Origin of the sequence: Kribbella sp. NPDC048928 (genome assembly GCF_043197975.1) — a bacterium.
GTDB lineage: Bacteria > Actinomycetota > Actinomycetes > Propionibacteriales > Kribbellaceae > Kribbella.
Genome location: NZ_JBICUC010000006.1, coordinates 367,701 through 388,148 on the forward strand (window position 1 = coordinate 367,701; position 20,448 = coordinate 388,148).

The 20,448-nt window shown below is 70.3% G+C and carries 14 protein-coding genes; 3 read left to right on the forward strand and 11 right to left on the reverse strand.

Translation table 11 applies throughout. From position 1 onward, the window contains the following. Positions 1-272 precede the first annotated feature (272 nt). The 11 genes from ACGFI6_RS26925 to ACGFI6_RS26975 form a co-directional block, all read right to left on the reverse strand. On the reverse strand, positions 273-1,844 hold the full coding sequence (locus tag ACGFI6_RS26925; protein ID WP_393123190.1) for a hypothetical protein: 1,572 nt from the start codon (positions 1,842-1,844) through the stop codon (positions 273-275). A 69-nt stretch (positions 1,845-1,913) separates the two neighbouring features. Then, entirely contained in the window at positions 1,914-3,584 is a 1,671-nt protein-coding gene (locus tag ACGFI6_RS26930) for a PucR family transcriptional regulator (RefSeq protein WP_393123193.1), read from the reverse strand. 211 nt (positions 3,585-3,795) lie between these two features. After that, on the reverse strand, positions 3,796-4,893 hold the full coding sequence (gene menC / locus ACGFI6_RS26935) for an o-succinylbenzoate synthase (RefSeq protein WP_393123689.1): 1,098 nt from the start codon (positions 4,891-4,893) through the stop codon (positions 3,796-3,798). After that, positions 4,893-5,765, reverse strand: coding sequence for a GNAT family N-acetyltransferase (locus ACGFI6_RS26940; RefSeq protein WP_393123196.1), 873 nt, complete (start codon positions 5,763-5,765; stop codon positions 4,893-4,895). The genes menC and ACGFI6_RS26940 overlap by 1 nt, the downstream gene beginning before the upstream one ends. After that, on the reverse strand, positions 5,762-6,883 hold the full coding sequence (locus ACGFI6_RS26945; RefSeq protein WP_393123199.1) for a M20 family metallopeptidase: 1,122 nt from the start codon (positions 6,881-6,883) through the stop codon (positions 5,762-5,764). Before ACGFI6_RS26945 ends, ACGFI6_RS26940 begins: the two co-directional genes overlap by 4 nt. Continuing rightward, positions 6,880-10,197: a serine hydrolase gene (locus ACGFI6_RS26950; protein WP_393123201.1), complete on the reverse strand. Its 3,318-nt coding sequence runs from the start codon at positions 10,195-10,197 to the stop codon at positions 6,880-6,882. Before ACGFI6_RS26950 ends, ACGFI6_RS26945 begins: the two co-directional genes overlap by 4 nt. Next, positions 10,194-11,171: an ABC transporter ATP-binding protein gene (locus ACGFI6_RS26955; protein WP_393123204.1), complete on the reverse strand. Its 978-nt coding sequence runs from the start codon at positions 11,169-11,171 to the stop codon at positions 10,194-10,196. Before ACGFI6_RS26955 ends, ACGFI6_RS26950 begins: the two co-directional genes overlap by 4 nt. Next, positions 11,168-13,039, reverse strand: coding sequence for a dipeptide/oligopeptide/nickel ABC transporter permease/ATP-binding protein (locus ACGFI6_RS26960; protein WP_393123207.1), 1,872 nt, complete (start codon positions 13,037-13,039; stop codon positions 11,168-11,170). The genes ACGFI6_RS26955 and ACGFI6_RS26960 overlap by 4 nt, the downstream gene beginning before the upstream one ends. Then, positions 13,039-14,019 (reverse strand): ABC transporter permease, encoded by a 981-nt coding sequence (locus ACGFI6_RS26965; protein WP_393123210.1) that lies wholly within the window; start codon positions 14,017-14,019, stop codon positions 13,039-13,041. The genes ACGFI6_RS26960 and ACGFI6_RS26965 overlap by 1 nt, the downstream gene beginning before the upstream one ends. A gap of 4 nt (positions 14,020-14,023) precedes the next feature. Beyond that, the gene (locus ACGFI6_RS26970) at positions 14,024-15,616 is read right to left on the reverse strand and encodes an ABC transporter substrate-binding protein (RefSeq protein WP_393123213.1); all 1,593 of its coding nucleotides are present in this window, start codon (positions 15,614-15,616) and stop codon (positions 14,024-14,026) included. Between the two features lie 16 nt (positions 15,617-15,632). Further along, on the reverse strand, positions 15,633-17,006 hold the full coding sequence (locus ACGFI6_RS26975) for a serine hydrolase domain-containing protein (RefSeq protein ID WP_393123216.1): 1,374 nt from the start codon (positions 17,004-17,006) through the stop codon (positions 15,633-15,635). Between the two features lie 167 nt (positions 17,007-17,173). Here ACGFI6_RS26975 and ACGFI6_RS26980 point away from each other — a divergent pair, with 167 nt between their 5' ends. From ACGFI6_RS26980 to ACGFI6_RS26990, 3 genes are read left to right on the forward strand one after another with little or no spacing between them, the layout of a single operon-like run. Then, the gene (locus ACGFI6_RS26980; RefSeq protein WP_393123219.1) at positions 17,174-18,376 is read left to right on the forward strand and encodes a cysteine desulfurase family protein; all 1,203 of its coding nucleotides are present in this window, start codon (positions 17,174-17,176) and stop codon (positions 18,374-18,376) included. Next, the gene (gene mnmA / locus ACGFI6_RS26985; RefSeq protein WP_393123222.1) at positions 18,376-19,467 is read left to right on the forward strand and encodes a tRNA 2-thiouridine(34) synthase MnmA; all 1,092 of its coding nucleotides are present in this window, start codon (positions 18,376-18,378) and stop codon (positions 19,465-19,467) included. The genes ACGFI6_RS26980 and mnmA overlap by 1 nt, the downstream gene beginning before the upstream one ends. After that, entirely contained in the window at positions 19,464-20,441 is a 978-nt protein-coding gene (locus tag ACGFI6_RS26990) for a methionine synthase vitamin-B12 independent (protein WP_393123225.1), read from the forward strand. Before mnmA ends, ACGFI6_RS26990 begins: the two co-directional genes overlap by 4 nt. Positions 20,442-20,448: the final 7 nt, after the last annotated feature.

Genomic DNA, 20,448 nt, shown 5'->3' on the forward strand with positions numbered 1-20,448 from the left:
CGCGGCGATGGGCGCTGGGGTGGGTGCTGGGGCTGGGAGTTCGGGCCGGGGTGGGCGCAGAGGGCGGGCGCCTGGGAGCTGGCGTTGGGCGCTGACGTTGGTGCTGGCGCTGGGGCCCCGGCGCTGGGCGCATAGGTCGGGCGCTGGGCGCTGATGCTGGCGCTGGGCGCTGGGCGCTGGGCGCTGGGCGCGGGCGCTGATGCTGAGGCGGGGGCCGGGGGCTGGGGTCTGGGGTCTGGGCTGGGGTTTTCGCGGCTGGGGGCGGGGCTGGGTTAGGGGGTTAGTTGTTGGCGGAGGGTGGTTTGGTCTTTGGTGATGGAGGCTCGGCGGGTTTCGGTGTTCTGGGTGTAGTCGGCGAGGGCGGTGACGGCTGTGGCGCAGCGGTCGTTCAGGTTGGTGACTTCGCCGGCGGCCCGGTCGCGGTCGGCTTGCAGGCCGGCCCGGAGTTTGCGGTAGCTGTTCAGGCCGAAGGCGATGACGACCAGGCCGACCACGATCCAGAACCAGTGCAGCAGCAGCCCGAGTCCGACCGCGATCGCCACCCCCGCGACCATCAGCCCGATCGGGACGGCACGCTCCTGGCCGGTCGCGACCCCGGCGCCCGAGGTGATCGAGGACGCGGCGGTGCCCAGTTCGAGCTGGTCGGGTCCGTCCGGGCGGATGGTGACGGAGCGGCCGGCGTCGTCGACGGTTACCTGGGTGGGGGCCGGTTGGTCGGCGGTCTGGGCGAGGGTCTCGACGGCCGGCAGTACCAGCGGGCCGATCACGCGCAGCGCGGTTGCCGACAGGTGCGCGTCGGCGGCGAGGGCGAGGTCGTCCGCGAGCAGAGCGTCGACCTTGCCGGCGGCGTCCTCGAGCGTGTCCGTCGACTCGGCGCCTCCGGTGACGCGGGATCGCAGTACGGCGATCCGCGCGAGCGTCTCGCGCTCGGGCTCGCTGCCTTCGGAGATCAGCAGCCGCAGCAGAGTGGCGACGCTGTTCTTGGCCGGGGCGTCGGTCTCGCGGTTCTTGGGGGAGTCCGGCGTCCGGTCGGTCTTGCGGGCTTCCGGCAGGTTCAGGCTGGGGTCGGGCTCGCGTGCCTCGGTGTTGCCGAGGATCGATTCGACCGCGTCCCGGACCCGGCTCAGCCGTACCCAGGCAGCGTCCTGATCCTCGGTCGCCTTCAGCCGCGGGTTGGTCAGCCGGACGGTTGCGCTGCCGCGCGTCTCCAGTCGTGTGAGCCAGGCGCCGTCGGGCGATGCGACCGACTGCAGTCGCTTCACGACAAGGTCCAGCGCATCCGCCCCGAATCCGCCACGCGCAGCGGTCGTCCACAGCACGCGCTGTACGCGAGTCAGCGTCCCGTCCGCGGCCGGTACACCGAACGCCGCGTCCAGCCACTCGGTCCGGACCTGGTGCCGCCTGCCGAGCGCCGCCAGCGCCAGCGCGAGGAACGTTGACGTACGGCGCTGGTCGAGCTTCATCGCCGTACTGACAGCGTCGTCGGCCGGTGCGTCACCGTGCAGGGCGATCAACGCGGCGACCGCCGGCTCCAGCCAGTACTGGGGAACGCTGTCGCCGATCGGCGGAAGCTCGGTGTCGGACGCCATCGCGCTGAGGACCCGGGTGGCGTACCGCCGGAGCTCGGCGGCGTCGATGAACCCGACGGTCTCGTGCCGCAGGTCGGACAGCTCGACGAACGCGTCGAACGCCCGCGACATGCTCTCCACCCGGGTCTGCAGGCTGCCCTGGATCCGGGACAGCTGTGACCGCAGGCTGGAGGTCTCCTGCCGCGCGTAGGACATCTCGCTCTCGAGATCCGAGAGCTGCTGGTTCTGCCGCCGCTCTGTCCACCAGTCGTTCATTCCGCCGCCTTCCTCGTACTGCAGCTCGGTACCGAAGCTCGCTCTCCGGAAGGATGTCGCGCCGACGGGTCACCGCGTGCTGGTGGGAACCACGCGGAGCTGGAGCATCGCGGCGAACCGGGAGTCGGGATCGTCGAGGTCCAGGTCGCCGACGTCGGCCAGGCGGCGGAGACGGTACCGGAAGGTGTTCGGGTGGACGTAGACGGCGGCGGCCGCGGCGGCGACATCGCCGAAGGCGTCGAGCCAGGCGCGCAGGGTCTCGACCAGATCGGTGTGGTGCAGGCGGTCGTACGCGACGAGGCGGGCGATCGGTCCGGTCGGCTCGTCGCCGCGTGCTTCGATCAGGTCGCGGAGCTCGAGCAGCAGCGTGTCGACGTGGACGTCGGCCAGTCGAGCGACGCGGGAGGATCCGTGGCCGGTACGCAGTACGCGAAGCGCCCGGTCGGCGCCGGCGCGGGCGTTCGGGAGGTGAGCGGCGTCGGCGACGACCGGACCGACGCCGATGCTGGCCGTGACCCGGTCACCGATCCGTTCGAGGAAATGCTTGCCGATCCGGACGGCACGCTCCTCGCCGTCGGACCGGTCGGCGCGCACCGGCACCAGTCCGTACGCGACGTCACCGACCAGCGCTGCCGCGGCCCGCGGGTGCACGGCGCCGAGATGCATCGCGAACGCATCGGCCAGGCGTTGCCGTTCGCCGGCGAGCCCGGCCTGGCTGACGAGTGACTCGCCGGCCGGTCCGGTCAGGGGCTCGCCGACGTCGAGCGGGTCGGCGGCGATGATGCCGAGCGCGAGGACGACGAGCGGCTGATCGGCCAGCCGGAGCCGGTCCAAAGCTGCTCGCGCTCCGGCGCCGCCTTCCAGGGCGGTGCTGACGAGGTCGGCGCGCAGTCGGCGTTCGACGTCGGCTCCGGCGCGGATGCGCAGCATGTGCAGGGCGACCAGTTTGGCGGCGTCGTAGAGCGCCTGCGAACGTTCGGCGGTCAGCGGGTCGCGGACGGCCGCCCAGATCGAGCCGAGGATCTCGTCGCCGGCGCGGACCGCGACCGCGACCCGAGGGATGGTGAAGTCCTCCTCGGTGGAGGGCAGCGGGGGAACGAGCACCGGGCGGTCGGTGCGGTACAGCTCGCGGAAGATGCCGTACTGCGTCAGCAGCCGGAAGTACCGCTGGGGGACCTGACGGCCGAGGACCGTCTCCACGCGCGCGGTGTCGGCCTCGTCCTGGCGGCCGGAGAACGCGAGGACCCGCGAGCTGCGGTCCTCGATCGTGACCGGCGCGTCGAGCAGGGCGGCGGTCGCGTTGGCGAGCGCGAAGAGGTCACCGGACGGCATCCCGCCGAGCGTCTCCGGCTCGCCGACGTCGCCGTCGGCGAGCAACGATCGCAGCAGTACGGCGAGTTGGTCCCAGGACGCACCGCGGGTCAGCCCCAGCAGTGCGACCCCGGACGAGGCGACGGCGTCGGCGAGTTGCTCGCGGTCCACGATCGGCGCGCGGACGACCAGCCCGGCGGCCCGTTGACGTCCGAGATCACGCAGTACGTCGGCGATCCGTTCCGGCTCGTGCAGGCCGACGCCGAGGACGAGGGCGTGCGAGGGCAGTACGGGTTCGTCGAGCGGATCGTGGATGACGATCCCGCCGATCTCGGCCGGCCGGTCCGGATCACCGTGGACGAGCTCGAGCAGGGTCGCGCCGAGGTCGTCCAGCACCCGGCCAAGACTGGCCCGCGGTCGATTCGTCACCAGATCACCTCCCGGTCCCTCACCCTAAGTCGTCCGGCCCGCCGGCCTCGTCGAGTCGTGTGGATTGGTTCGACCCTTGTTCGCCGAGTCGTGGATACGGGTCGAGAAGTCGAACAATTCACGACCGCGATCCACGACTCGACAGCAGGCGAGCTGGGGGTGAGGGGCGGCGGGGGAGTTGGGCATGAGGGCGGTGGGGGTGTTGGGCGGGTCAGAGTGGGAGCCACTCGGTCGATGTGGTGACGGCCTCTAGTTCGGCGTTGAGGGGGTCTACGCCTATGCCGGGGGTGATGGGGACTTCGAGGTGGCCGTTGTCGAGGGTGAACGGCTTGGTGATGTCGGTTCGGAAGTAGCGGTCGGACGCCGAGGTGTCGCCGGGGAGGGTGCAGCCGGGGAGGGCGGCCAGCGCGATGTTGGCGGCCCGGCCGATGCCGGTCTCGAGCATGCCGCCGCACCAGACCGGGATGTCGTTGGCCAGGCAGACGTCGTGGATGCGCCGCGCCTCGAGATAGCCGCCGACCCGGCCGGGCTTGATGTTGACGACGGCGCAGGCGCCGAGCCGGATCGCGGCGGCCGCGGCACGGGCCGAGGTGATCGACTCGTCGAGACAGACGGGCGTGCTGATCTGCCGCGCCAGGTCCGCGTGCCCCAGTACGTCCTCCTCGTCCAGCGGCTGCTCGATCAGCAGCAGCCCGAACGGATCGAGCCGGGCCAGGTGCCGGGCGTCGGCCTGCGTGTACGCGGTGTTGGCGTCGACCTGCAGCAGGATGTCGCCGAACCGCTCCCGGACCGCACGGACCGGTTCGAGGTCCCATCCGGGCTGGATCTTGAGCTTGATCCGCAGGTAGCCCTGATCGAGGTAGCCGCCGACGGCGTCCAGCAGTTCGCCGATCGAGTCCATGATCCCGACCGAAACGCCGCACGGCACCCGATCTCGCACGGCACCCAGCTCGCGCGCCAGTGTCCGGTTCTCGGCCCGCAGTTCCGCGTCGAGTACGGCAGTCTCCACCGCGGCCTTCGCCATCCGATGCCCGTGGAACCGGCTCAACGCCGGCCCGACGCCCACCGCGGAGTCCACCGCGGCCAGCGCCGGTACGAAGAACCGGCGCACTACGTCGGCCGCGGCATCGACGTACTCCGACGAGTACAGCGGCCCGCTCATCGCGACGCATTCGCCCCACCCCTCCGCGTCGGTACTGACGGCGCGTACGAGCAGCACGTCGCGCGTCGTCTCCGTACCGAACGAGGTCCGGAACGGGGACACCAACGGCATCGAGATCCGCCGCAGCTCGAATCCGGTCAGCTTCATCACGACAATTCCTTCCCAGCGTCCAGTACGTACCATCCGGCCCGGTCGAACCCGGTCACCACCGCTCCGTCGGCCAGCAACCCGCCCAGCACCTCCCGTAACGCGGCCCGCCACGCCTTCGCGGCCGCCGGATCGGTATGCCGCAACCCCTCGACATCGGCCGGTACGGCAACCAGGACCGTCCCCTCAGCGCTGTCAGCACCGGCCTCCGGCCCTCCGTCCGCACCACACGCCAGAGCAACCGTTGCTCCAGGCATCATTCGTACGTCGACGGCCGGAGCGCGCCGGACCGCAGCCGCACCGACGGCCGGAGCGTCCAACTCCCAGCGGACGAGCAGCCGATCGGTGTCGTCGCCGCTGTTGATCCCGTCCTGCATGTCGCCGTAGAAGTTCGTCAGGTACTCCGTCGGCTGCGCGGCGAGCTTGGCCACGTTGAAGTACGAGTTCCTCCGGATCAACGGATCGAACGTCCACGCGATCGTCGAGACACCACGACGCAGGGCCCAGGCGCGCTGGTGCAGCTTCAGCGCGAAGCCGATGTTCCGCCCACGTGCCGACTGCGATACCCCGGCGACGTGGCTGTGCATCGCGACCTCGGCCGGCGCCGAGAAGAACCCGACACAAGCGCCGATGAGTTCGTCGCCGTCGTACGCTCCGCCGACGTAGTTGCCGGCTTTGGTCAACGCCCGCAACAGTTCGGTCGTCACCGGTGGATTCTTCGGATCCGGTCGCCAGATCGCGTCGTACAGGCGGTAGACCTCCTCGAGCTCCGCCAGTTCACGCAGTTCACGCACGCGAACGCCGGCCGCGGTTGCTGCGTCCGCTGCGGCGGCGATCGACGGGCTCAGGCTGGCCGAGCCGAGGGTTGTCATGGCGTGTCCAACAGGTCGGCGATCAGCGCGGCCAGCAACGCGGTCCGCGGTGCTAGCTCGTCGACCAGGACATGCTCGTCCTCGGCATGCGCGCCTCCGCCGACGGCGCCGAGTCCGTCGAGGGTCGGCGTGCCGATCCCGGCGGTGAAGTTGCCGTCCGAACCGCCGCCGACAGCGACCGAGCGCCGCGGCGGCAGGCCGAGCGCGACAGCCAGCCGAGACGCCCGTACGTAGAGGTCCTCGGACAGTTTGCGTTCCAGCGGTGGCCGGTTCGGCCCGCCGAGCACCTCCAGGGAACTGCCGGGCAGCACCGGTCGCAACGCCTGCATCGCTTTGTCGACTCGCAGTTGCTCCTCGACGTCCCAGGCCCGCGCATCGACGAAGAAGGTGGCGGCGGCCGGCACCGTGTTCCGGGTGGTGCCCGAGGTCAGCGCGGACGGCGTCACCGTCGTCCCCTTGTTGGCGTCACCAAGGTTGCTCACAGCAAGAACCTGGTGCGCGGCCTCGATCGAGGCGTTGATTCCGAGCTCCGGCTCCAGCCCCGCGTGGGCGGCCCGGCCGGTGATCCGTACCTCGTACATCGAGACGCCCTTGCGTTCCAGCTTGAGCGCGCCGGCGTCCGCCGAGGCCTCCAGTACCAAGGCCGCTACGCACTCCGCGGCCTCGTCCTCGATCAGGGCGCGCGACGACGTCGAGCCGAGCTCCTCGTCGCCGGTGACGAGCAGGGTCACGGTCGCTGACGGCGTTGCGGCGATCGCATGCAGCGCCATCACCAGCCCGGCCTTCATATCGAAGGATCCGGGACCCCGCAGTACGCCGTTCTCGTTCCGGAACGGATGCGTGGCCAGCGAGCCGATCGGCCAGACCGTGTCGTGGTGTGCGAGCACCAGGACGCGCTGCGGTCCGTCACCGAGCCGCCAGCGCAGATGTGTGCAGCCGTCGACAACGACGTACTCCGGCTCGGCCCCGAACCGCTCCGCGCCCAGCTTGGCCACCAGGTCCGCACTGCGCGCCACCGCCGCGAGATCCGCCGACGGCGACTCGCACGTGACCAGTGTTTCGAGATCCGCGAGCATCAGCGGCAACCGCGCCGCGTACTGCTCGACCAGCTCGCTCATCCGCCGACCTTCGGTGTGGCGCGGACCCCGAAGTGCAGGTACTTCTCGCCGGTCGGGAGCGAGTAGAACGTCACCGGGGTCCAGGTGAGCGAGCCCGGCTGCCGGACCACGAACAGGTCGCCGGTCTCGTCGACCGGGGTCATCCGCAGCTCCTCGGTCGGATCCGGAAGGAGCTCGGCGAGCGGCCCGGTGATCGTCATCCGCAGCAGCGGGCCCTCGTCGTCGACCAGGACCTCCTGGATCGTGCTCGCGCGCTCGTACCGGCCGACGTGCCGCCGTACATCGACCGTAGGAGGCTCCGCGGGTGCGGCCAACGGTGCGGGCATGGAGACGCCGGCCAGCTCGTCGAAGATCTCCCGGTAGAGGTCCTGGTACAGGTCGCGGGTGTGGCCGCCGTTCGTCAGCAGGACCACGGCCAGCCCCTCCTCGGGCAGCACCCGCAGGAACGCGGCCTGGCCGATCGTGTTGCCGTCGTGCCCGATCAGCCGGCGGCCGTTCCAGCCGAACCGGATCCAGCCGAGGCCCCACGAGTCGCCCAGCGAGTACTTGTCCGGCAGCTCGGCGTGCTGCTCCGCCATCGCCGTCACCGAGGCCTCGCTGAGCAGTCGGGTACCGTCCGGTGCGACGCCGCCGTTCAGGTGCAGTCGTGCGAACGCCAGCGCGTCCGCGACGGTCGACGTGATCAGCCCGGCCGGTCCCAGCGAGCGGGGGAGGCCCCAGACCGGTGCGCGTGCCGGCTCCTCCTCACCTTCGCTGACATGCCCGACGGCGGCCGAACGCAGCAGCGCCTCCTCGGGCAGGGTGACGGTGTTCCGCAGGCCGAGCGGCGTGATGATCCGGTCCCGCAGTGCCTGGTCCCAGGTCGAACCGGTGAGCTTCTCGATCACCCGCCCGGCCAGCGAGAAGCCGGAGTTGCAGTACGACCAGGTGGCCCCGAGTGGATGATTCTGTACGACATTCGCCAACAGGTCGACGTACTTCTCCAAGCAGTCGTCGCCGCGACCTGTGTCGGTGAAGACGTCACCGTCGATACCACTGGTGTGGGTGAGCAGGTGCCGCATCGTCACCTGCTTGGCGACATCGGGATCGCCCAGCTGCAGCTCGGGAAGCACCTGGACGATCGGTGCGTCCAGATCGAGCAGCCCCTCGTCGACGAGCTGGAGCGCCAGCGTCGCCGTCCAGACCTTCGACATCGAGCCGATCTGGAAGACCGAGTCGGTCGTGGTCGCGACCCCGGTGTCCTTGTTCAGTACGCCGGTTGCAGCCTCCACCAGCTCGTCCTCCGCACCCGGCTGCATCCGGAGGATGCCGAGCGTCGCACCCGGAACGCCGTGCCGCGCGGCCAGTGTGGTGAGTCGGCGCTGCCAGTGCGCCGCGTCGATCTTGGCCCGCCGCGGACCGCCGGCCGTACCGGCGTACTGCTCGACCCAGTCGAGGATGCGCCGGTTGAAGTCGAGCCGGTGCGACGGAAGCCCTTCGACGATGAACAGGTGACTGGCCTCCGGGTAGAGCACCAGCCTGGTCGGTACGCCGTTCTTGCGGAGCCCCGTGTGCCACTGCTGCGCCTGCCCGACCGGGCAGCGGACGTCAGCATCACCCTGCAGGATCAGCGTCGGCGTCGCCACGTTGCCGACCTCGCTGAACGGCGACATGGCGCTGTGATCGCCCGGGCCGTTCAGCTCGTACACGTCGAGAAAGTGCCCCAGGTCCGACGTACCGGTCATGCTGGTCAGGTCGCTGACGACACCGCCGGTGACCGCTGCGGCGAACCGGTTGTCGCGGCTGGTCAGGTAGCACGTCATGAACCCGCCGTAGCTGTAACCGGCCACGGCCAGCCGCTCGGGGTCAACGAGGCCCTCGGCAACGAGTTCGTCGATCGGCTCGAGGAAGTCGCGTGCGTCCGCCGTACCCCACGCTCCGAGTGCGGCGTTGAAGAACTCCTCACCGTACCCGTCGCTGGCACGGGGGTTCATCAGCAGCACGGTCCAGCCACGTGCCACCAGCTCCTGGTGGTACAGATGCACCTCGTCTGCCGCGGCGTTCCACGCGTTGTGCGGACCACCGTGGATGTCGAGCAGCAGCGGCTGCGGCCCGGTGGCTGCCGGGTCGCGCATCAGCAGGCCGGGCACGACAGTCCCGTCGGAGACGGTGAAGTCGCGTTCGGCCCGTACGAAGGGCTCTGCGTCCTTCTCGCCGTACGACGTCCGGGTTGTCGCCGTGCCGGTCGCCAGGTCGAGCGTCACGACCTCACCGAACGAGGTGGGTGTGCTGAGGGCCGTCGTGGCCACGCCGGCAGCGACGGACAGCCCCGACACGACCTGTCCTGGTTCGCCCAGTACGTGCTGCGGGGTGCCGCCCTCGACGGGGACGGAGTACAGGTGGGTGCAACCGCGGTCCCGGACGCAGAACAGGACCGTACGGCCCTCGTCGATCAGCGTCGGTACGGCTCCCGGGTACGCCGGCCCGCCTGCCATCACGTTGCGGTCGAGCGGTGCCGCCAGGTTCACGACTGCCCCGCCGTCCAGGGGGAGCCGCAGCAGTCCGGCGTGGCCGACCGGGCCGGAGGGCATACCAACGATCAGCAGTGCGGCGCCATCCGCAGTCCACGTCACCGAGCCGGTCAGCCCTTCGGCCAGACCGGCCAGCTGCGGCGTCGCCTTCGGATCCGATGCGTCGAGCAGGTACGCGGGCGCTGTCGGGTTCAGATCGGCGTCAGGTGCCGTTGCGGCGCCGAAGGCCAGCTTGGCGCCGTCCGGGGACCAGGCCGGGTCGCCGGCGTGCCAGTCGCCCTCGGTGGCCTGGCGGCACTCCTTGGATGCGACGTCGAGTACGTGCAGGTGCTTACGGATGCTCCGCAGCCAGCCCGCGCCGTCGGCCTGGTAGTCCAGCCGCTCCGTCGCGATCGGCCCGTGCTCACTCATGCTTTCAGTGTCGACAGGAGCGGAGAAGGCGATGCGCGTCCCGTCAGGACTCCACTTCGGTGCTCCTGCGCCCAGTGGGAGTGTGGTGAGCTGCTCCGGCTCGCCCCCTCCGGCCGGCAGCGACCACAGCTGCGCCGGGCCGTCCTTGGCGCGCAGGAAGGCCAGCTGCGACCCGTCCGGCGACCAGACAGGTGTTGAGTCGGCGTCGCCGCGGGTGAGCTGCTGCGGTGTCCCACCGGAGGCCGGGACCCGCCATAGACTCCGCAGCGTGCGGTCGGCCTCCGCGTCGGTGGTTCGGAGGACGTACGCGAGTTGGGTGCCGTCCGGTGAGAGAACCGGCTGCTCCGGTACGGCCAGCTCGGTCAGGTCGTCGATGCGCAGACGTCGGGTCACTGGGAGTCCTCCTTCAGAAGGGACTGGTTCTGGCCGACCGCCCGCAAGGCGCCGCCGGCGTGGTGGCAGGCAGCGTGGTGCAGACGACGGTCGGCGTCGGTTGTGGGATCGAGAGTCAGGCAGTGCTCGCGGTCGGTACGGATCAGCGGACCGACCGGACAGCGCGGGTGGAACCGGCAGCCGGCCGGTGGATGATGCGGATCGGCCGGCTCGGCGTCGGCGACGAGTCGCAGCGACTCGTCCAGCGGCGGCAGCGCGGTCGATCCGCGGCGTGGCGCCGCGGCGAGCAGCTCCTTGGTGTACGGGTGTTGCGGGTTGGCGAGTACGTCCGGGGCCGGCCCGACCTCGACGATCCGGCCCAGGTACATGACCGCCACGATGTCGCTGACGTAGCGCACCACGGCCAGGTTGTGCGAGATGAACAGCATCGACAACCGCAGTTCGCGTTGCAGCGTACGGACCAGGTTCAGCACGGTGCCCTGGATCGACACGTCGAGGGCCGAGGTGATCTCGTCGGCGATCAGCACCTCGGGCCGGCCGGCCAGCGCCCGCGCGATCGCGACCCGCTGGCGCTGCCCGCCGGACAGCGCGCCCGGGTACGCCGAGGCCCGGTCGGCGTCCAGTTCGACCAGCTCGAGCAGCCGGGCCACCTCGCCCCGCCGACGATCCGCTCTCGGCATTGCCTCCGCGATCGAGTCACCGATGGTCATCCGTGGATCCAGTGAGGAGTACGGGTCCTGGAACACCATCTGCAGCGGGCGTCGGTCGGTCAGCGGCACACCGTCGAGCAGGATCCGCCCACCCGCGATATCGGCCAGACCGACGGCCGCTCGCGCCAGGGTCGACTTGCCGGATCCCGACTCGCCGACCAGTCCGACCACCTGGCCAGACGGCACGAGCAGGTCGGCCCCATCGACGGCCGTCAGCGTGCGGCCGTACCGGACCGTCACGTCCTCGAAACGCAGTTCGCTCATGGCTGCCCCGTCCGGACACTCGAGTACTCGGTCTGTGACTGCGGATGCCAGCACGCCACCTGATCGACGAGCACCGGATCCTCGGTCCGGCAACGCTCCGACGCGAACGCACATCGCGCGGCGAAGGCACACCCGACCGGCCAGTGCGCAGGATCCACCGGACGTCCGGGGATGACTGCCAGCGGTTCGCCGAGCGGCGTGTCCAGATCCGGTACGGCGGCCAGCAACGCCCGCGTGTACGGGTGCCGCGCCGCGGTCGCCAGGTCAGCGGCCGGGAGGTCCTCGACGATGCGGCCGGCGTACATCACCAGGACGCGGTCACAGATCTGGGCGACGACGCTGATGTCGTGGCTGATCAGCAGGACGGCGACGTCGTCCTCGGTACGGATCGTCTCCAGCAGCCGCAGGACCTGCCGTTGCACGGTGACGTCCAGCGCGGTGGTCGGCTCGTCGGCGACGATCAGCGCCGGAGCGCCCATCAGGCCCATGCCGATCATCGCCCGCTGCCGCATACCGCCGGAGAACTCGTGCGGGTACTGCCGCGCGCGGCGTTCCGCGGCCGGCACCCGTACCGCCCGCAGCCGATCGATCGCACGGCTCGCCGCGGCCCGGCGGCTGAGTCCTTGATGCTCCCGTGCGCCCTCGGCGAGCTGGACGCCGATCCGCTTGGCCGGATTGAACGAGGTCATCGGATCCTGGAACACCATCGCGAACGACGACCCCAGCAGCCGCCGGCGGGCCGCGGCCGTGCTGCGGTCCGCAATGCTGCCGAGCAACGGCGCGCCCAGGAACGAGAGCTCCGTGGCCTGGACCAGCCCCGGCGGCTCGATCAGCTGTGCGACCGCGAGCGCGGTGAGGCTCTTCCCGGAGCCGGACTCGCCGACGACGCCGACGATCTCGCCCTTGTGGATCGTGAAGCTGACGCCACGTACCGGTGTGACCGGTCCTGGGAAGCTGACCTCGAGGTCTTGCACCACAAGCACCTCGTCAGGGTCGGTGTCCCGCGCCGGTGCTGCCTCCGGCGTCGGACGGGACCACGTTGCCCGTGGCACCTGGACGCCGAGGCCCTTGGCTACCGCCTCGCCGAAGAGGTTGAACGCGAGCCCAGCCACGACCACGGCGACACCGGGGGCGAGCGCTGCAGCCGGATGCACGTAGATGCCGCTGAGGCTTTCGCCCAGCATCCGGCCCCAGTCGTACGCGGGTGGCTGCACACCCAGACCGATGAACGACAGCCCCGCAAAGGCGAGCAGTGTGCCGCCGGCGCCGATCGTCGCGTTCACGACCAGCGGCTCGGCGACGTTCGGGAGGATGTGCCGTACGAGCATCCGGAACCGGCCGACACCGGCGATCCGCGCCGCGGCGACGAAGTCCCGCGCCGCGATGCCGGCGATCAACGTCTGCGTCAGCCGCGCGAACGACGGCGCACCCGCGAAGCCGATGGCCAGTACGGCGCCCTTCGCGCCGACACCGAACACGACGGCGAAGAACAGCGCGAGCAGCAGCCCCGGAAAGGAGACTGCGATGTTCACGACAGTCGTTGCGACCCGGCCACCGCGCTTGCCGAGGATCGCCGGGGCGCTGCCCAGGGCGAGCCCGGTGACCACGGCGATCGCGGTCGCGAGCAGTGCGAGCAGGATCGACGTACGGGACGCGACGAGGACCCGGTAGAAGATGTCGCGGCCGAGGTTGTCCGTACCGAGCCAGTGCTTCGCCGACGACCCCTGCAGCAGGTGGTCGGTGTCGATGGCATTCGCCTGGTGCGACCAAAGGACCGGAGCGAGCAGGGCGAGCAGCAGGACCCCTAGAAGGAGCAGGCCGGCACCTAGGCCTACCGGAGTCCGCAGTACGGCTGTCCAACGGCGCATCAGCTCTCCCGGATGGTCGATCGGGGATCGAGCAGGGCAAGCGTCACGTCGACGGCCAGGTTCACCAGGAGGACGCCGACGCCGTACACCAGCACTACACCCTGCACCAGCGGGTAGTCCTTGGCGAGGATCGAGGACACGATCGTGCTGCCGAGACCGGGCCAGCCGAAGACGTTCTCGACCAGTACAGTCCCGGCGACCATGCCACCGAGCAGCAGACCGCCCAGGGTGATCGTGGCCGTCACCGCGTTCGGCAGGGCGTGCCGCAGGTACACGGCTGCGGCGGGCAACCGCTTCGCGCGCGCCGTACGCAGATAGTCCGTCTGCAGTACGGCGAGCAGCTCGACGCGACAGATCCGGGCCAGCACCGCCGCAGGGCCGACCGCCAGCGACAGCACGGGCAGCACGTACGACGCCACGCTGCCACGACCCGCCACCGGGAACCAGTGCAGTGTGACTGCGAAGACGTAGACGAGTCCCACGGCCAGCAGGAACTCCGGGATCGCGGCCAGCACCACGGCGATCGACGTGAAGCCCAGCTCGGTATGCGGCCGCCGCCCGGCGCGGGTGAGGACCGCCATCACCAGGCCGAGCGGTACAGCGATCAGGACCGCCAGGAGGAACGCTGCGACGGCCAGTTCGACCGTTGCCGGCAGTCGGTCCCGGATCACGTCGGAGACCGGTAGACCGGTTGTTATCGACGTACCGAGGTTGCCGGTGAGCAGGTGGTGCAGGAAGTTCAGGTACTGCTGCCAGAGCGGGTCGTCGAGGCCCAGCGAGGCGCGCTGGGCATCGACGAGGCTCTGCGCAGCTGCTGGTCCCAGTGCGCCCCGTACCGGATCACCTGGGATCAGGTGGATCATCAGGAACGCGGCGCTGACCAGTACGAGGACGGAGCCCGCCAGCCGGCCCAACCGTCGTACGGCGAAGCCGAGCCACGGATGAGCTGTCAGGGGCGGAATGCTGACGGTGGTCGTCACCGGCTCAACCCAGCATCTTGATCGACGACGGCAGCACGCTTCCTTCGCTCAGGTCGAACGTGGCGCCCTTGCCGAAGATCGGCACGGTCGCGTTGACGAACGGCACCAGGTTGACCTGCTTGAACAGCGTCCGCTCACCGGTCGCCCAATCGGCGCAGCCGTCGGCTCCCGGGACGGCGGCGGCCTTGCGGACGGCGGCGTCGTACTGCGGGTTCTTGATCCCGGAGAAGTTGCTGCCGTTCGGCGGAGTCGTACCGGACAGGAAGCTGACCAGCTGACTGGGCAAGGAGACGGTCAGCGGGATCAGGCCGGCGTGCCAAGTGCCTTGACCGGCCAGGACGACCGTACTGATCTCAGCAGTGGACACGGGCTTGAGCGAGACCTTCACACCGAGCTCGGTCCACGCCTTCTGGAACAGCTCGGCACCTGACTGCATGGTGGGGCCCAGGCTGGTCGGGTAGTAGAAGACCAGGGCGAGCTTTGTGCCGGCCTTTTCCCGGATGCCGTCGGAGCCGGCCTTCCAGCCGGCAGCGTCCAGCCCGGCCTTGGCAGCGTCCAGGTCGTGCGCGGGCAGGTTGCCGGTGACGGTGTCCTCCGAACACGGACCCATGCCGGGGGCAACCAACCGTGTGGTCGGCGTACCGGTCCCGCTGGTGAGCACCTTGCCGAGCTGGGTGAGGTCGAGGGCCTGCGTGAGTGCTGTGCGGACGGCGAGATCCGCCGTGGGCAGACCCGCCTTCTGATTGAACCAGAGCTCACCCAGTGGCGTGCCGGCCTCGCGCTGGAAGGTCTTCTGGGCCTGCAGCCGCTGCTTGTCCGGTCCGGCGATCGCGACGATGTTGACCTGACCGGAGAGCAGCAGGTTCGCCGCGGTGGTCTCGTTGCTGACCACTTTGAGTACGACCTTGTCCGGCAGACCGGCCTGGCCCTGCTTGAAGTCGCCCGGGCCCCAGGCGTACTCCTTGCGCCGGGTGAGCGTGTAGTGATCGCCCGGGACGGCCTCCGCGACCTTGTACATGCCGGTGCCGTCGGAACTCTGTTTGAGGATGGTGCGGTCCTTCATCCCCTTGTCGCAGACGATGTGCAGGCCGCCGACATTGCGGACCAGGAACGCGTCCGGAGCAGCGGCCGTCACGGTGACCGTACCGGTCGCGTCGTCCGCGGTGGCCTTGGCGCCGGCCGGGACGAAGACGCCGATCCGGGTGGACTTGCTGGCCGGGTTGCCGACGAAGTTGATGTTCTCCGCGACCGTACTGGCCGTCAGCGGGCTGCCGTCCGCACAGGTGACGCCCTTGCGCAGCGTGTACTTCGCGGTGGTGCTGTTGCCCTCGAACGTCGCCGCGAGACCGGGCACCTGCTTGCCGTCCGGGCTGATGCCGACCAGCGAGTCGTACAGGAACCAGTCGACCTGCATGGTGACCGACAACGAGGTGAACTGCGGATCGAGGTTGCCGGGGTCGGCGCTGATCGCCATGGTCAGGGTCTTGCCTTCGGCGGCCTGCGCGGTGCCGGCGGTCTGATCGCCGGAGCTGCAGGCGGACAGGGCCAGCCCGGTGACCAGGACTCCGGCCGCGAGGGCGGTGCGTACCGATCTCATGAGTGCCTCCGAGGGCTCAGGCGGATGCGCGGCGCAGTGCCCGGCCGCTGTGCAGGTACAGGGCACGACCGGAGCCGTCGTCGCCGACGAAGACGTGCGGCTGGTGCATGCCGTTCTCGGCCTCGACCGCGATCAGGCTCTGCTCGTCGCGGCCGACCAGTTCGACCGGCTCGGGTGTCGGCCCGAGCTCGGTGAAGATGCCCTTGGGGACCTGGTCGAGCCAGAGCTTGCCGTCCTCGTCCTGCCGGACGGTGATGTCGGCGACCTCGCAGCTGTAGGTGCCGAGGAACCGGGTCACGTCGACCGGGACCGGCTCGGCGGGTGGGGTCGGCATGGCGGGGAGCGTGACGCCGGCAAGCTCGTCGAGGAGGTGTTCGAAGACGGCCCGGTAGACCTCGATGGTGCCGCCGCCGTTGGTCAGCAGCGCGATCGCGAGACCGTGCTCAGGGAGTACGCGGAGGAAGGCGTTCTGGCCGATCGTGCCGCCGTCGTGGCCGAACACGCGGGTGCCGTCGAAGTCGAACAGCTCCCAGCCGAGTCCCCACGACTCACCCATCATGCCGAGCGCCGGCAGCTTCACCTGTGCTTCCTGCATCGCTGTGACACTCGCCGCGCTGAGGACGTCAGCGCCCTGGTCCAGGTGCAGCTTGGCGAACGTCAGCAGATCGCGGGCGCTCATCGCGAGCATCGCACCGGCCGGAGCCATGCCTCGGGTCATCGCCCACATCGGCGCGGGCACGGGGTCGGCGTCGGGCTCCGGCCGGATGTGCCCGACGGCGGCCCGGTGCAGGATCGCCTCGTACGGATCGCCTGCGGCGTGGGCCAGCCCGAGCGGCGTGAACAGGTGCTCGCGCAGCGCGGCGTCGTACGAAGTGCCCCGCAACACCTCGACCAGGCGGCCGAGGACGGCGAAGCCTGCGTTGTTGTACGAGAACATCTCGCCGGGCGGGAAGAGCTGCGTGGTCGTGGCCAGCGAGGCGACGAACTTCTCGACGGCGTCGTCACCCTTGCCGGTCTCGTTGAAGATGTCGCCCTCGAACCCGGCCGTGTGGCAGAGCAGCTGCCGGGTGGTGATCACGGCCGCCGCGGAGTCGTCCGCGATCACGAACTCGGGCAGGTACGAGCGGATCGGCCGATCCAGGTCGACCTTGCCCTCGTCGACGAGCTGCATGACCAGCGTCGTCGTCCAGACCTTGGTGATCGACCCGATCTGGAACACCGAGTCGGCGGTCGCCTCGACGCCGGTCGATCTGCTCAGCACGCCGGCAGCGTGGTCGATCACCTCGTCGCCCAGCAGTACGCCGACCGCCGCCCCGGGGACCTGATGCTCGGCGAGCAGCGTCGCCAGCCTGTCTTGTAGCCACGTCTCGATCTCGCTCAGAGTCGCCATGCGCCGACGCTAGGCGCGCCGGAGTGCCGCGGTATTCGTCGCACCGGACAACCGCCACCCCCGATTTCGTCCGGCCGGACGAAGCCGCGTCCGGGGGCCGGCCGCCGCGGCCACGGGCGGTCCCGGGGAGCGGGAACATCCGTGCCGGACATACTCTTGAAACCGACATGACTTCCTCCGACCGCCGAACGGTGTACCTGGACCACGCGGCGACGACCCCGATGCTCCCGGCCGCGATCGAGGCGATGACCCATCACCTCGCCCGCACCGGTAACGCGTCGTCCCTGCACGGCTCCGGACGGTGCGCACGGCGGACGGTCGAGGAGGCCCGCGAGTCGATCGCCGCCGCGCTCGGCGCACAGCCGAGTGAGGTCGTCTTCACCTCGGGCGGTACGGAGGCGGACAACCTCGCGCTCAAGGGCCTGTGGTGGTCCCGCCTGGCCGCAGACCCGCGCCGGCGCCGGATCCTGCTCAGCGGCATCGAGCACCACGCCGTCCTGGACCCGGCCGTCTGGCTGGGACAGCACGAGCAGGCCGAGATCGAGTGGCTGCCGGTCGACGACCTCGGCCGGGTCCGCCCGGACGACGTCCGGCGGGCCGTGGAACGGGACCCGCAGTCCGTGTCGTTCGTCACGCTGATGATGGCGAACAACGAGGTCGGGACGCTCCAGCCGATCCAGGACGTGGCCGCGGTCGCACAGGAGTACGGCATCCCCGTGCACACCGACGCCGTGCAGGCGATCGGGCAGGTGCCGGTGGACTTCAGCGCGCTCGGTGTGGACGCAATGACGGTGTCCGCGCACAAGATCGGCGGTCCGTACGGGATCGGGGCGCTCGTCGTCCACAAGGAGACGCAACTGACGCCGATCCTGCACGGCGGGGGACAGGAGCGGGACGTCCGGTCCGGCACTCTTGACGTCCCGGCGACCGCCGGGTTCGCGGTGGCCGCGGAGCACGCGATCAAGCACCAGGTGGACGAGGCGGCGCGGCTGACCGGGCTGCGCGACACGCTGATCCACGGCATCACCAGCACCGTCGAGGGCGCCAAGCTCTCCGGGGACCCGGTCGGCCGCTTGCCCGGTAACGCACACTTGTCCTTCAGCGACTGCGAGGGCGACTCGCTGTTGCTGCTGCTCGACGCACGGGGGATCGAGGTGTCCACCGGGTCCGCGTGCAACGCAGGGGTGGCGGAGCCGAGCCACGTGCTGCTCGCCATGGGGTACGACGACCAGCGGGCCCGCGGGTCACTCCGGTTCACCCTGGGGCACACGTCGACCCAGGCGGATATCGACGCCGTACTTGAGAACATCGGACCGGTGGTGGAGCGCGCGAAATCCGCCGGTCTGCAGAACGTAGGAAGGAACAGCTGATGCGGGTACTCGCAGCCATGTCCGGCGGGGTCGACTCCGCCGTCGCGGCCGCGCGGATGGCCGAGGCCGGGCACGACGTGACCGGTGTGCACCTGGCGCTCAGCCGCAACCCGCAGTCGTACCGCAGCGGGGCGCGGGGCTGCTGCACCATCGAGGACTCCCGCGACGCCCGCCGGGCCGCGGACGTGATCGGCATCCCGTTCTACATCTGGGACCTGGCTGAGCGCTTCCACGCCGACGTGGTCGAGGACTTCGTCAGCGAGTACGCCGCCGGCCGTACGCCGAACCCGTGCCTGCGGTGCAACGAGAAGGTCAAGTTCAGCGCCGTCCTGGAGCGGGCGCTCGCGCTCGGCTTCGACGCGGTCGCCACCGGGCACTACGCTCGGATCGTCGACACTGCCGACGGCGCTCGCGAGTTGCACCGCGCGGTGGACCCGGCCAAGGACCAGTCGTACGTTCTCGGCGTACTCACCCAGGCGCAGCTCGCGCACGCGTTCTTCCCGCTCGGTGACACGGTGAAGACCGAGGTCCGCGAGGAGGCCGAGCGGCGCGGGCTGTCGGTGGCCGCCAAGCCGGACAGCCACGACATCTGCTTCATTGCCGACGGCAACACCGCCGGGTTCCTCGGGGCGCAGCTCGGCGAGGCGCCCGGCGACATCGTCGATGCACAGGGCAACAAGCTCGGCGAGCACTCCGGGACGCACGGCTTCACGATCGGGCAGCGCAAGGGCCTCAAGATCGGTACTCCAGCCGCCGACGGCAAGCCCCGGTTCGTGCTGGACATCAGCCCGGTGGACCGTACGGTCACCGTCGGCTCCCGCGCGGAGCTGGCCGTCTCTGAGCTCACAGCCTCCAAGCCGCGCTGGTGCGGCCCTGCTCCGGCCAGCCAGTTGCAGGCGTTGGCCCAGCTCCGGGCTCACGGCGAGCAGGTCCCGGTGGTCGCGACAGTTGAGGGCGATCGCGTACAGGTCTCCTTCGACGAGCCCACCTCCGCTGTCGCACCGGGACAGGCCGTCGTGCTGTACGACGGGACGCGAGTGATCGGTTCAGCAACGATCGACACCGTCCAGCGAGTCACGGCGACCGTATGACCACCACGGGACTCGGCTCGGTCCCGGGTGAGGACATCCGCGAGTGGATGCGCGCAGTACTCGAGTTGGTCGACCTCCCGTTCCTGCCAGAGCTTCCGGCGCGTCCGTACGGCGACATGATCAGCCGGTCCATCGCCGTACTGACCGAGCTGGCAGCTGACCTGCAGCCGGTGGGGTGGCGACTGACTGGTGGCGGGGACGCACGGGCCAGCCTGGACCAGCGACGCGCGCGGGCATTGCTGCAGGAAGACCTGGACGTGCTGGAGGAGCACGCCTACGGGTACGAGGGTCGGCTGAAGGTGCAGGTCACCGGGCCGTGGACGCTGGCTGCCGCGGTGGAGCGGCCGCGTGGTGACAAGGTGCTGGCGGACCACGGTGCACGTCGGGATCTGGCACAGGCGCTCGCGTACGGCGTGGAGCAGCACGTGGCCGAGGTGCGCAAGCGGGTGCCAGGTGCTGACGTGGTGCTGCAGTTGGACGAGCCCGGGCTCCCTGCCGTACTGGCTGGAGCTGTGCCGACAGCGTCCGGTTGGAGCAAGCACCGGTCTGTTGACGGGCCTGGTGCGGTGGAACTGTTGACCCCGTTCACCACCGTGGCGCCTACCGTTGTGCACTGCTGCGCGGCGCGACCGCCTATCGAGGTGTTCACCAAGGCCGGCGCTGCCGGGATCGCTGTGGACGTGTCGTTGCTCAACAACGCGGCCTGGGACCAGGTCGCGACTGCGGCCGAGGCCGGCACCGCCGTGTACGCGGGTGTCGTGGCGACCACAGGTGCGCTGCCCAAGGCCGAGCAGGGCGCCCAGTTGCTGATCCGGCGCTGGCGGGAGCTCGGTCTGGACCCGGAGCTGCTGAAACAGGTCGTCATCACCCCGGCCTGCGGGCTCGCGGCCGCCCCGTCACCCTCCGACGCCAGAGCACGACTCAAACTCCTCCGGGACATCGCCGACGTCGTAGCCGAAGCCGCCGACGAATAGCCAAAAC

Bases quoted from the DNA above. Each gene is read 5' to 3' on its own strand.
- ACGFI6_RS26925 (WP_393123190.1), bottom strand. From the start codon at position 1,844: ATGAACGACTGGTGGACAGAGCGGCGGCAGAACCAGCAGCTCTCGGAT.
- menC (WP_393123689.1), bottom strand. From the start codon at position 4,893: ATGAAGCTGACCGGATTCGAGCTGCGGCGGATCTCGATGCCGTTGGTG.
- ACGFI6_RS26940 (WP_393123196.1), bottom strand. From the start codon at position 5,765: ATGACAACCCTCGGCTCGGCCAGCCTGAGCCCGTCGATCGCCGCCGCA.
- ACGFI6_RS26945 (WP_393123199.1), bottom strand. From the start codon at position 6,883: ATGAGCGAGCTGGTCGAGCAGTACGCGGCGCGGTTGCCGCTGATGCTC.
- ACGFI6_RS26955 (WP_393123204.1), bottom strand. From the start codon at position 11,171: ATGAGCGAACTGCGTTTCGAGGACGTGACGGTCCGGTACGGCCGCACG.
- ACGFI6_RS26960 (WP_393123207.1), bottom strand. From the start codon at position 13,039: ATGCGCCGTTGGACAGCCGTACTGCGGACTCCGGTAGGCCTAGGTGCC.
- ACGFI6_RS26970 (WP_393123213.1), bottom strand. From the start codon at position 15,616: ATGAGATCGGTACGCACCGCCCTCGCGGCCGGAGTCCTGGTCACCGGG.
- ACGFI6_RS26975 (WP_393123216.1), bottom strand. From the start codon at position 17,006: ATGGCGACTCTGAGCGAGATCGAGACGTGGCTACAAGACAGGCTGGCG.
- ACGFI6_RS26980 (WP_393123219.1), top strand. From the start codon at position 17,174: ATGACTTCCTCCGACCGCCGAACGGTGTACCTGGACCACGCGGCGACG.
- mnmA (WP_393123222.1), top strand. From the start codon at position 18,376: ATGCGGGTACTCGCAGCCATGTCCGGCGGGGTCGACTCCGCCGTCGCG.
- ACGFI6_RS26990 (WP_393123225.1), top strand. From the start codon at position 19,464: ATGACCACCACGGGACTCGGCTCGGTCCCGGGTGAGGACATCCGCGAG.